This window comes from Chryseobacterium sp. RU33C (assembly GCF_900156015.1).
In the GTDB taxonomy this organism is placed as follows: domain Bacteria; phylum Bacteroidota; class Bacteroidia; order Flavobacteriales; family Weeksellaceae; genus Chryseobacterium; species Chryseobacterium candidae.
On record NZ_FTMT01000011.1, the window covers coordinates 22,698 to 35,242 of the forward strand.

Annotated in this window: 12 protein-coding genes; 2 read left to right on the forward strand and 10 right to left on the reverse strand. The window is 37.9% G+C overall.

Annotated elements, in window-relative coordinates; translation table 11 throughout:
* Positions 1 to 50: 50 nt before the first annotated feature.
* Positions 51 to 2,285 (forward strand): reprolysin-like metallopeptidase, encoded by a 2,235-nt coding sequence (locus BW946_RS10745; RefSeq protein ID WP_076596184.1) that lies wholly within the window; start codon positions 51 to 53, stop codon positions 2,283 to 2,285.
* A gap of 280 nt (positions 2,286 to 2,565) precedes the next feature.
* On the forward strand, positions 2,566 to 4,797 hold the full coding sequence (locus BW946_RS10750) for a reprolysin-like metallopeptidase (protein ID WP_076596185.1): 2,232 nt from the start codon (positions 2,566 to 2,568) through the stop codon (positions 4,795 to 4,797).
* 75 nt (positions 4,798 to 4,872) lie between these two features.
* Here the strand turns inward: BW946_RS10750 and BW946_RS10755 are convergent, their stop codons facing one another.
* The 10 genes from BW946_RS10755 to BW946_RS10800 form a co-directional block, all read right to left on the reverse strand.
* On the reverse strand, positions 4,873 to 6,432 hold the full coding sequence (locus tag BW946_RS10755) for a sodium:solute symporter (protein ID WP_076596186.1): 1,560 nt from the start codon (positions 6,430 to 6,432) through the stop codon (positions 4,873 to 4,875).
* 185 nt (positions 6,433 to 6,617) lie between these two features.
* The gene (locus BW946_RS10760; RefSeq protein ID WP_170872074.1) at positions 6,618 to 6,905 is read right to left on the reverse strand and encodes a GNAT family N-acetyltransferase; all 288 of its coding nucleotides are present in this window, start codon (positions 6,903 to 6,905) and stop codon (positions 6,618 to 6,620) included.
* A gap of 1 nt (position 6,906) precedes the next feature.
* Positions 6,907 to 7,302 carry an OsmC family protein gene (locus BW946_RS10765; protein ID WP_076596187.1) on the reverse strand — a complete coding sequence of 132 codons (396 nt, stop codon included), beginning with the start codon at positions 7,300 to 7,302 and terminating at the stop codon, positions 6,907 to 6,909.
* Entirely contained in the window at positions 7,302 to 7,520 is a 219-nt protein-coding gene (locus tag BW946_RS10770; protein WP_076596188.1) for a (4Fe-4S)-binding protein, read from the reverse strand. The genes BW946_RS10765 and BW946_RS10770 overlap by 1 nt, the downstream gene beginning before the upstream one ends.
* A 1-nt stretch (position 7,521) precedes the next feature.
* On the reverse strand, positions 7,522 to 8,100 hold the full coding sequence (locus tag BW946_RS10775; RefSeq protein WP_076596189.1) for a TMEM175 family protein: 579 nt from the start codon (positions 8,098 to 8,100) through the stop codon (positions 7,522 to 7,524).
* The gene (locus BW946_RS10780) at positions 8,093 to 8,632 is read right to left on the reverse strand and encodes an NADPH-dependent FMN reductase (RefSeq protein WP_076596190.1); all 540 of its coding nucleotides are present in this window, start codon (positions 8,630 to 8,632) and stop codon (positions 8,093 to 8,095) included. The genes BW946_RS10775 and BW946_RS10780 overlap by 8 nt, the downstream gene beginning before the upstream one ends.
* 17 nt (positions 8,633 to 8,649) lie before the next feature.
* A complete protein-coding gene (locus tag BW946_RS10785; RefSeq protein ID WP_076596191.1) occupies positions 8,650 to 9,549 on the reverse strand; it encodes a pirin family protein in 900 nt (299 codons plus the stop codon).
* A gap of 61 nt (positions 9,550 to 9,610) precedes the next feature.
* Positions 9,611 to 9,922 (reverse strand): GNAT family N-acetyltransferase, encoded by a 312-nt coding sequence (locus BW946_RS10790; RefSeq protein ID WP_076596192.1) that lies wholly within the window; start codon positions 9,920 to 9,922, stop codon positions 9,611 to 9,613.
* 155 nt (positions 9,923 to 10,077) lie between these two features.
* Complete coding sequence (locus tag BW946_RS10795; RefSeq protein ID WP_076596193.1) at positions 10,078 to 10,956, reverse strand: pirin family protein; 879 nt, start codon at positions 10,954 to 10,956, stop codon at positions 10,078 to 10,080.
* A gap of 110 nt (positions 10,957 to 11,066) precedes the next feature.
* Positions 11,067 to 12,470: an MFS transporter gene (locus tag BW946_RS10800; RefSeq protein ID WP_076596194.1), complete on the reverse strand. Its 1,404-nt coding sequence runs from the start codon at positions 12,468 to 12,470 to the stop codon at positions 11,067 to 11,069.
* Positions 12,471 to 12,545: the final 75 nt, after the last annotated feature.

Below are 12,545 nucleotides of genomic sequence, written 5' to 3' on the forward strand. Positions count from 1 at the left end.
TAGCTTTTGGCTCTAAGGATTAAATTAATAAAAATTACATACCATTATATATGAAAATTAAACAACTATTTTATTTAGGGATATTTATTATATCCGTTTCCTTCGGAAAAGCTCAGGATTTTTTTACGGTAATTAATGAAAGATCTATTAAAGCTGAACCTAAAAACAGAACCGTACAACCGGAAAAGTCACTCACCTATACATTGGATGTGGCGGGAATGAAAAGTTATTTTAATTCAGTTCCGGAATTGAAAGACAGTGATCGTAAAGATAATGCCCCGATTATTGTGTTACCAATGCCTGACGGTACGAAAGCAAAGTTCAGAATCTGGAAATCTTCCGTGATGGCTCCGGGATTAGCCAGCCAGTTTCCTCAGATTGTTACTTTTACAGGACAGGGAATTGATGACAGATATGCTACTCTAAAACTTGATTTTACAGAATTGGGCTTCCATGCGCAGATAAAATCTATAGTAGCTGGTGATTCTTATATAGATCCTTATGCAAAACAGGATATCAATAATTATATCATTTACAAAAAAAGTGATTTGATTGATAAAAATCCGAGATCATGTGGAGTAAAAGATGAAGATGATACCCCAGCCGGAAAAAAAAACGCTCAGAAAACCACAGCTCCAAGCGTAGGAACGCAAATTAGAGTTTTCAGACTAGCGGTGGCTTGTACAGGAGAATATGCGGTAGCAGCAACAGGTTCAGCTACACCTACTGTTGCGCAGACCCTTTCCGCCATTGTAACATCAGTAAACAGAGTAAATGGAGTATATGAACAGGAAGTAGCTTCAAGATTGATATTAGTTGATAACGAAGCCAATGTAGTCTTTACCAATGCAGCTACAGATCCATTTAACGGAAATAATAACGCCGGAACATTAATTAACGAAAGCCAGACTCAGATTGATTTACTGATAGGAAATGCCAATTATGATATTGGTCATACCTTCAGTACGGGAGGTGGCGGATTGGCTGGATTGGGAGTAATCTGTAACAACTCCAATAAAGGAAGAGGAATTACCGGTTCTCCTAATCCAGTGGGAGATCCATATGATATTGATTATGTTGCCCATGAGGTGGGACATCAGTTTGGAGGTCCTCATACTTTTAATGCTGTTACAGGCAGTTGTAATGGAAACCGTAGTGCAGCCAATGCAGTAGAGCCAGGAAGTGGAATTACCATTATGGCGTATGCAGGAATCTGTGGAAGTACTAATAATTTAGCTGCTAACAGTATTCCTACGTTCCATACCAAATCATACCAATCTATTACGACAAAAGTTCAGTCAACAACATGCCAGGTAACACTTCCCAGCAACAATTTCGCTCCTACAGTAAATGCGGGAGGTGATTATACCATTCCTAAAAGCACACCGTTCAGATTAGAAGGATCTGCTGCGGATATTGATAACAATCCACTTACTTACAGCTGGGAACAGAATGATACAGGACCGGCAGGTGACTGGAATGCTCCAACATTAAATGCTCCTCTTTTCAGATCATATGTACCTGTAACCGTTCCTTACAGATATTTTCCAAAACTTACCGATGTAATCAATGGTACTGTTTCCAAAGGAGAGGTTAGACCATCTTATGCAAGAACGATGGAGTTCAGGCTGACTGTAAGAGATAATAATGCGGGTTGTGCTGGGGTAGCCAATGATGATGCTATTATTACCGTTGATGGAAATTCCGGACCTTTTAATGTCACTGCGCCTGCAACGGCAGTAAACTGGGCGGGTAATTCAACGCAAACAGTAACATGGGATGTAGCCAATACAACTGCATTTCCTGTGAATGCTGCTACTGTCAATATTTATCTTTCAACAGATGGCGGTCTTACATATCCTACCCTGATTCTGGCTTCTACTCCCAATGACGGTTCTGAAGCTGTTACTATTCCAAACGTAAATACTACACAGGCCAGAATTATGGTGGCGGCAGAAACGAATGTTTTCTACAACATTAACCCAATCAACTTTACCATCACTCAGACATTGGGCGTTAATGAGGCCGCGGCCAATAAAGAGGTGTTTGTAGTATATCCTAATCCAAGCAAAGGACTTCTGAATGTGAAATTTACCAATTCAAATGAAGTGTATGATATTACAGTTTACGACGTAAGCGGTAAATTAGTGTTCACTCAGGCAAATAATAAATTGAATCATGATAAGACAGGTACTTTTGACTTGTCGCACCTTGTTCAGGGAGATTATCTGATTAAGGTTAAATCTAAGAATCTGGAGAAAACAATCAAATGGATTAAAGAATAATCTATTTCATTTGATCAAAGTAAAAAAGACTGCCTTCAATTGAAAGCAGTCTTTTTTATTTGAATTGAAACCCATGGGGAAATCTGGTTTTTGGGGGCTTTTCAGAATATACAAGCTTAAAAGATTTTAATGATTAATGTGAATTAATGGATAATTATTTTTCGAATCGTAGTATTTGCTATATTTTATGTTGATTATAGAGGTTTTTGCTTGTAAAATACTGTTATTCATTGCGTTATGATTTTTATTCTTATATTTAAATTTTTTAAAACATTATCATATGAAAATTGAAAAATTATTTTATTTAGGGATATTCATTTTATCAATTTCTCTAGGAAAAGCTCAGGATTTCTTTACTGAAATCAGTGAACGTACACTTAAAACAGAATCTAAAAGCAGAACGGTACAGCCCGAAAAATTTATTACCTATAAGTTGGATGTAGCTGGCTTGAAAAGCTATCTGGCTTCAATTCCGGAGCTGAGAGATAATGAACGTAAAGATAATGCCCCAATTATTGTTTTGCCAATGTCTGATGGAACTAAAGCTAAATTCAGAATATGGAAATCCTCAGTAATGGCTCCGGAGTTAGCCGGTAAGTTTCCCCAAATTATCACGCTGACAGGGCAGGGTGTAGATGATCAATATGCTACTATAAAACTCGATTTTACAGAGTTAGGATTCCACGCTCAGATAAAATCAATAGTATCAGAAGATACTTACATTGATCCTTACGCAAAACAGGATATCAATAATTATATCATTTACAAAACAGGTGATTTAATTGATAAAAAGCAAAGAGGCTGTGGATCAAAAGATGAGAGTTTTAAATCAGGAAAAAAAAATGTCCAAAAAACAATAGCTCCAGGCGTAGGAAATCAAATTAGGATTTTTCGGTTAGCGGTAGCCTGTACGCACGAATATGCAGAAGCAGCAACAGGATCAGCTGCTCCTACTATTGCACAAACTTTGTCTGCTATTGTAACAACTGTAAACAGGGTAAATGGAGTATACGAACAAGAGGTTGCTGTAAGATTGATCCTCATTCCTACTGAAAACAATATTATATTTGTAAGTAATACAAATGATCCTTTCACAGGAAATGATGATGCAGATATACTAATTGATGAAAGTCAAACGGTAATCGACTCAATAATAGGAACAGCTAATTATGACATAGGACATACCTTTAGTACCGGAGGTGGTGGATTAGCTGGTTCGGGTATATGTGATTCTTCATACAAGGCCAACGGAATTACCGGTTCACAAAACCCAGTGGGTGATCCTTACGATATTGATTATGTAGCCCATGAAATGGGACACCAGTTTGGGGCTCCGCATACTTTTAATGCAACAACAGAAAGCTGTGGAGGAGGAAATCGTGAGGCTTCCCATGCTGTAGAACCCGGAAGTGGAATTACGATTATGGCGTATGCCGGGATTTGTGGAAGTACCAATGATTTAGGCTCTAATAGTATTCCTATTTTTCATACGAACTCGTTTGAATCCATTACTTCAGAAGTTCAGTCTCTCACATGTCAAGTGACAACAGCAGTGGCTAATACTGTGCCTGCTGTTAATGCAGGAAATGATTATACAATCCCAAAAGGAACCCCATTTAAGTTAACAGGCTCTGCAACAGATACTGAAAATAATCCACTTACCTATTGCTGGGAGCAGAATGATGCAGGGCCGGCAGGGGACTGGAATACGCCATCAGGAAATGCTCCTCTTTTCAGATCATATGTACCTGTAACCGTTCCCTACAGATATTTCCCGAAACTTACCGATGTAATTAATGGTACTGTTTCCAAAGGAGAGGTTAGACCATCTTATGCAAGAACGATGGAGTTCAGGCTGACTGTAAGAGATAATAATGCGGGTTGTGCAGGAGTAGCCAATGATGATGCTATTATTACCGTTGATGGAAATTCGGGGCCTTTTAACGTAACTGCACCTGCTACAGCCGTAAACTGGATAGGTAATTCTACTCAGACAGTAACATGGAATGTAGCCAATACAACTGCATCTCCGGTGAATGCAGCTACTGTTAATATTTACCTTTCCACAGACGGAGGTCTTACGTATCCTATCCTGATCCTGGCTTCCACTCCAAATGATGGTTCTGAGACAATCACTATTCCAAACGTAAATACTACACAGGCCAGAATTATGGTGGCGGCAGAAACGAACGTCTTCTATAATATTAATCCTGTTAACTTCACTATCACTCAGACATTGGGTGTGAACGAGACTGCTGCCAATAAAGATGTGTTTGTAGTATATCCTAATCCAAGTAAAGGATTACTGAATGTGAAATTCACCAGTTCAAATGAAGTATATGATATTACAGTATACGACGTAAGCGGCAAATTAGTATTCACTCAGGCAAATAATAAATTGAATCATGATAAGAAAGGTACTTTTGACTTATCTCATTTGGTTAAAGGCGACTATCTGATCAAGGTTAAATCTAAGAATTTGGAGAAAACAATTAAGTGGATTAAAGAATAATCTGTTTCAATTGATTCCCATCAAAAGAAAAGGCTGTCTTCATTGAAAACAGCCTTTTTTATGCTTTATAAAGTATTAAACGACTTTTAAATGTTGTTTGTTTTTTACCAGCCACAGACCGATGAAGGTCAGCAATCCGTTAAGAACAATCAGTTCTACACCAATTTTATAATCTGTATAAGTGGTAACAGCAAGATTGATTAAATACGTCAGAATTGGGGCTAAAATAGTCACCGCAAGAATTGAATATTTTCTTGAAATCTGGAACTTTGTGAAAATTCCAAAGGCGAAAAGCCCTAAAAGCGGTCCATAGGTATATCCTGCAATTTCCATGATCAGATACACAATAGATTTATCATTCAATGCTTTGAAAACCATGATCAGGATGAAGAAAACGACAGTGAATGTTAAATGTACTTTCATACGGAGACGTTTCTTCTCTTTTTCAGTTTTGGTTTTATCCTCATTAAGGTTTAATAGATCTACACAATATGAACTAGTTACAGCAGTTAAAGCTCCGTCTGCAGACGGAAATAAAGCAGAAATTAATCCAATAATGAAAATAACAGAAATAGCCATAGGGAAGTATCCCTGAAGTGATAAAGCCGGGAAAAGATCGTCTCCCATTACGTTTTTAATGTTTCCGGCAGTATCTTTAAATCCGAAAATATTTGTGACTGTTTCACCGTTTATAGTTCCATATTCTGCACCATGCTGCAGTGCAAAAAGGTATAACAATCCTCCCAGAAATAAGAATGCAAGATTCACAATAAGAAGCGTCCCCGCAAAGGTCAGCATGTTTTTCTTTGAATTCTTAAGATTATCCACAGATATATTTTTCTGCATCATTTCCTGATCTAATCCTGTCATAGCAATGGTAATGAAAATTCCGCCCAGAATTGTTTTCAGGAAAAAGGTTTTGGAATTAGGATCAAAATTGATGAAATGAGTGTAATTTTTCTGTTCCAGAATGGTATACGCTTCCCCAAAAGATAGATTCAGATTGGATAAAATATAAACAATACATGCTACAAGACTGATGATCATAAAAGAAGTCTGCAGCGTATCTGTAATAACGATGGTCTTTACACCGCCTTCAAAAGTGTACAGAAGTACCATTAACAGAAGTACAAGAGAAGTTACCCAGAACGGAACTCCCAATCCTTCAAGTAAAAATATCTGTAAAACATTCACTACCAGATATAATCTTGCGGTAGCTCCAATGGCTCTTGAAATAATAAAAAAGATAGAACCTATTTTATGCGCCTCCACATTGAATCTTTTTCCCAGATACGTGTAAATAGACGTCAGATTCATCTTATAATAGAGTGGGAGCAATATTGCTGCAACAATAAAATATCCGATGAAGAAACCGATCACCATCATATAGTACTCAAAACCTCCGTAAATATATTCGGAGCCGGTCATTTTTCCGACTGTTCCCGGAACGGAAATAAAAGTAACCCCGCTTAAGCTGGTTCCTATCATACCGAATGCTACGAGCCACCATTTACTCTTTTTGTTACCGATAAAAAAAGACTGGTTGTCCGAATTCCGGCTGGTGAAATATGAAATCACCAAAAGACCGATAAAATAGACGAAAACAAATAACAAAAGGATAGTTCCTGGATTCATTCTTGATTTTTAAATTTTAGCAAATATATAAAAAAGATCAGTCGTAGCTCATGAATTTAAAATCCTGTTCATTTCATAACAGATTGCAATTGTTAATTTGCTTTCAGTCAATGTTTTTTATTAAAAATACAACCCTTCCAGAGACTGTTCTGAAAGGGTTGTATTGTAAGGGTGTAATACAGTGACTAATTCACTAAAACATCCTGAAGTTCCTCACTTTTCTGAAAACTTGCTTTAGCAAAAGGGCAGAGGGGAATAATTTTCTTATTATTTTTTCTGGCAAAATCTACCGCAGCCAGAAGCATTTCCTTGCCCACACCTTTTCCGTTGTAGGCTTCTTCCACCTCGGTGTGGTCTATAATAAATCTTTCTTCTCCGGCCCAGGTATACGTCATCATTCCTGCGCGTCTTCCATCTGTGAAAGCTTCAAAACTTCCGTGTTTTTCGTCGTTGTTTTGTTTTACTTCGATCATGTTATGAGAATTTAGTTAGTATTTCTATGTCGTTGGTTAATATTTTATGAACAGGGCATGCGTCCGCAATAGTGTGCAGTCTTTTCAGCTGCTCATCATCCAGAACACCTTCAAAACTTATGTCTCTTTTGAATACGGCTCTTTTTGTTAATGGAAAATTTTCAAGCTCTACTTCAACATGAATGTTTTCCACGTCCCATTCTTTTCTTTCAATATACATTCTCAAGGTAGCTGCTGTACAGCTTGCCAGTGATGTAGCCAGGATTTCCATAGGATTAAGACCTTTGTTCTGTCCGCCTTTATCAATCGGTTCATCCGTAATGATTGTATTTTCGCCGGCTGTTACTTCTGTATAATATTTTGTTTTTCCCAGACTTGCTTTTACGGTTATCGCCATTATTTTTCTGTATTGAATTTATAACTTAATGCACCGGAAGGGCATAAGTCGATCTGATTTTTTAGTTCTTCGGGATTGGCGTTTTCTGCTTTTATCCAGGGTCTTTCTTTAGGATTGTAGACTTTCGGAAGTGTTTTTACACATATGGCAGAGTGAGTACATTTCTTAGGCTGCCAGATGACGGTAATGTTACCGTTAGGATATTCGTGTGTTTCCATATCAATTTTCTTTTAATATTTTTTCAATTCTTCGGTCCGGAATCAGCCATATAAGAGCCACGATATAATAAAAACCTATGGCAATATAAGGATAAAAAAATGAAGTTGCGATTCCAAGGACATAAAATATAATGGAGATATACTCTTTATATTTCGAATGAATAGCTTCTTTCAGCTTTGATTCTTCACCTTCAAACCTGATGATGCTATGTTCCAGAATCGTATAAGCAATAGCCGACATAATGAGACCGATACCATAGACCGCAACAGGATTTTTTGCAAAACCGGTAGCCCCGATCCATTCCGTAGCAACAGGCATCAGAGAAAGCCAGAACAGAAGGTGAAGATTAGCCCAAAGGACGGCTCCATTTACTTTCTTTACCGTCTGAAACAGGTGATGATGATTGTTCCAGTAGATTCCTACATAAATAAAACTGAAAATATAGGCCAGAAACTTAGGAAGGAGAGGTTTGAGGTCTGCCCAGCTGTTTCCTTCCGGTACTTTAAGTTCAAGTACCATAATAGTGATGATAATAGCAAGAACACCGTCACTGAAAGCCTCAAGTCTTCCTTTAGTCATTCGTTTTAACTTGATTTTTAAAATTTTGTATTTTACTTTTCAGATCATTCAGCATATCGGGGTTGATCACACCGCTTTCCAAATCGAAATTTTCGTAAAATTTAGGCAGTGAAAAAGTATCCTTGATGTCTGCTGCAAACTGGGGGAAAAACGTTTTGGCCGTATTCATTACATTTCCGCCGCCATAACCTCCGGGAGAGGTGCTCATCAGCAGCATGGGCTTGTTCTGGAATACTTTTACATTAATCCTCGAAGACCAGTCAAAGATATTTTTAAAAGCGGCGCTGTAAGAACGGTTGTGTTCCGCCAGCGAGCAGATGATCACATCACATTCCTCAATAGCTTTTAAAAACTGGTGGGCTTCCTCCGGAAAACCCTTCTTTTCAAGGTCTACAGAGAATACTGGCATGGTGAAATCGTTGAGGTCGATCAGATTGATTTCCTCATCCTGAAAATCTTTCAGAACAAATTTTACCAGTTCCCTGTTGATAGAAGTGGAAGACGTACTTCCGGCAAATGCTAATATTTTCATGTTAATCTGAGCTGAAATTATTTTCTGTTTAAAATAGCCTTTGGAAGCGGAACATATTCGTTTTCATCACCCGGAACCAAAGGAAATGCTTCGTGATTCTGGTCATTCCAGTTTACTTTTGCCTTTTCAATTAATTCTTTATCAGAGTTAACAAAATTCCAGAATATAAAACGCTCTTCATCAAATGGTTCACCACCGAAAAGATATACCGTTCCGTTTTCACTCATCTCAAATTCGCAAAGTTTGGTATCTTTGGCGATCATCAGCTGTTTTGAACCATAAGAATTTCCATCAGTAGTTACGGTTCCATCCAGAACATACATAGCTGCTTCTCCGTAAAGATCTTTCCCGATGCTTATTTTCTTCGCCTCTTTTGTCTTGATTTCAAGGAAAAATAATTTGCTGTGCACCGGAACCGCAGACGTTCTTCCAAACGCTTCGCCGGCAATTAATTTATACTGAATACCATCTTCTTCCCAAACCGGAATTTCATCCGCTTCAATATGATGAAAAGTAGGTTCAGACTGCTCAAGATGCTTCGGAAGACCTACCCAGATCTGAAAACCGTGAAGTCTTTTATCACTGTGTCTTAAATATTCAGGCGTTCTTTCTGAATGTACAACTCCTTTTCCGGCAGTCATCCAGTTAACAGCACCCGGTTTTATTTCTATAGCACTTCCGATACTGTCTCTGTGAAAGATGGAACCTTCCAGCAGGTAAGTTAATGTAGATAATCCGATATGCGGATGTGGCGGAACATCAAGATTCTGATAATCTTTCAATTCTGAAGGGCCCATATGGTCTATAAACACGAAAGGGCCGACCGCTCTTTTCTCACGGAAAGGAAGAAGTCTTCCTACCAGAAAATTTCCGATATCTGCTGCTTTTTCTTCAATAATAAGTCCAATATTTGACATGGTAATGTGATACTTTTTAAGATATTGTTTTTTTAATCAATTGATGAGTTCTGATGAAGATTTAAAGTTTATCATAGCCTTCAAATTTCTCATCCACGATGCGTTTCCATTCAGGATGTTTTTTGATAAAAGCGAAAACATAAGGACAGAATGGAAGAAGCTTTTTTCCGTTTTCTTCAATATAATTCAACGTTTTCTCTACTACCGCAGCAGCTGCACCTGTTCCGGCCAGTTCCGGTTCTGCTTCTGTATGTACTAAAGAAATCTGGTGCATGGTTTCACGGTAATCAATAAATGCATAATGCCCGTTGAATTCTATTTCAAATCTTTTTTCGGCTTTTACAAGAGGTATATTTTCAAATTCTGGTTTCATAATATTTGTACTAAAAATGCTATGTTTCCTATATAGAAGGAAATTGCGTATTAAAACAATTAAACCTTACAGGTTCATAAAACCTATAAGGTTTGTCATTATATAAAGTTAATAAAAAAAGGAATAATCAAAGATTAAGATAAATTTAATTCTTTTTAATCTTCCAGGTATCCGAATTTTCCGGTATTAAAATCCTCGAAAGCCTGCATGATTTCTTCTCTGGAATTCATCACAAAAGGACCATGAGGATAAATAGGTTCATTGATAGGCTCTCCGCTGATGATTAAAACAACAGCATCTTCTTCTTTTGCTTCGATAGTGAATGTTTCGCCTTCATTTTTAAATAATACAAAATGATCCGATTTAGCGGTTTCTTCTCCATTAATGATAATACTTCCTTCAATTACCAAAGCTGCAGTATTGAAATGGGCAGGGAAATTAAATTCCGCTTTTCCTCCTGTCTTAAGCTTTGCATTCATCATGTGGAGCGGAGTAAAAGTGCTTGCAGGACCTTTATGACCATTATATTCTCCGGCAATTACCTCTACGTAGCTATTTTCACCCAGATCAACTTTTTCCATTGCAGCGTTTTCTATAGCCTGGTATTTTGGGCAGCTCATTTTATCCTTTGCCGGAAGATTCACCCAAAGCTGAACCATCTGAAAGATTCCTCCTTCTTTTGCCCATTCTGTTTCATGGTATTCTTTGTGAAGAACTCCTTTGGCTGCTGTCATCCATTGAACATCACCTTCACCGATAATACCGCCGCCGCCAGCGCTGTCATGGTGTTCTACCTTTCCGCTATAGGCTATGGTTACCGTTTCAAAACCTCTGTGAGGATGCACTCCGACACCTCTCGGCCTGTCTGATCCGTTGAAATGAAATTTTGAATTGTAATCTAGCATAATAAACGGATCCATTCTTTTCATATCCAATCCAGGTATTCCAGGAATGAAATTATGAACCCTGAATCCGTCGCCTACAAAGTGTGCAGGTCTTGGAGATACTACGATTTCTATTTTTTTAGTTGCCATCACATTGTTGATTTATGTAAACAAAATTACCATTGTTATATGCGAAAAGCATTGATCTGTGTTAAGTTCGTAGGGGAGTAAAATATGAAAAGTAAAAGGTCGGATTGGGGCTATTCTTCCTTAGATTTCATATTCTTTCCATCCGAAATATGCAGTCTTCTGAAAACAAATCCGGACAAAATTGTCAGTATTCCTACCGTGAGAAAGGTTAACCGGAATGCGTTGTGAATTTCTCCTTTAATCAGATCTGTATTTTCAAATAGTTTTAAAACAATCAGTCCAAAGGCAATTCCGAAACCGATGGCTAATTGCTGATTAACGGAAATTAATGAGTTTCCGCTGCTGGTCTGAAAATTTCGAAGATCAGCAATAGAAATGGTGTTCATGGAGGTGAACTGTATCGAGTTGAAAAAGCCTAACACCGCAATAATGGGAACAAACCAGTATAGGGAAGTATGAATGTTCGGAATGGCGAGAAGACATATTAATGTTCCGATGATAAATGTATTCACCATTAAAGTCTGACGGTAGCCGTATTTATCTAAAATTTTTATAACAGAGGATTTTCCGAAGATGGCCGTTAAAGCCATGGGAGCAATGATCCAGCCCGAAGTTACTGCAGACTGTTTATAGGCAACCTGAATCATCAGCGGAAGCAATAGCGGAACAGAGCTGATTCCCAATCGGGTGGCCAGGTTTCCTACAATACCCACACGGAAAGTTCTTACCTGAAAAAGATTTAATGGGAAAATAGTATTTCCTCCTCTTTTTGCATGTTTGTAATAATAGTACAGAAACAGAAATCCCATGATAAACACCAGTAAGACCGGTGTAATATTCTGCATGTCTCCAAAGAGTTCCAATGAGACAGAAAGCAGGAGGGAAGCAGCTGCAAAAATCAGAAAACCTTTTAAATCAAAATCAACATCATCGGATTTGTAATCGGGCATGAATTTCAATCCTAAAATAATTCCTAAAAAACCAATTGGAATATTGATCAGAAAGATCCAGTGCCAGGAAAGATAATCTACCATATAACCTCCTACTAATGGACCGAGTACAGGACCGATAAGTGCCGGGATGATAGCGAAATTCATGGCTTTGAGTAGTTCATTTTTGTCAAATGTTTTGATCAATGCCAGTTTTCCTACAGGAGTCATCAGGCTTCCTCCAACTCCCTGAACAACTCTTGAAATAACCAAATGGGTTAGATTTTGAGAAAGGGAACAAAATAGTGAGCCTAAACTGAAGAGGATTAATGAAAAGATAAATACTTTTTTTGTTCCAAACCGGTCTGCCAGAAATCCACTGGCGGGCATAAAAACGGCTAATGTCAGAACATAGCTGATGATGGCGTTCTGCATGTTAAGCGGAGACTCTTTCAGGTCTTTAGCAATAGCAGGCAGGGAAGTGTTCAGAATAGTTGAATCCAGCATTTGCATAAAAATAGCAGTGGCCAGAATCAGGGGAAGTATTTTTTTTATGGATGTCTGTTGTATGCTTGTTTCTGTCATTTTGTATAGGCTGAACATTGAAAATATCCAGGCTTATTTTTATTTGAAGAACTTGCTTGCTTTAAGCGGTCTGAT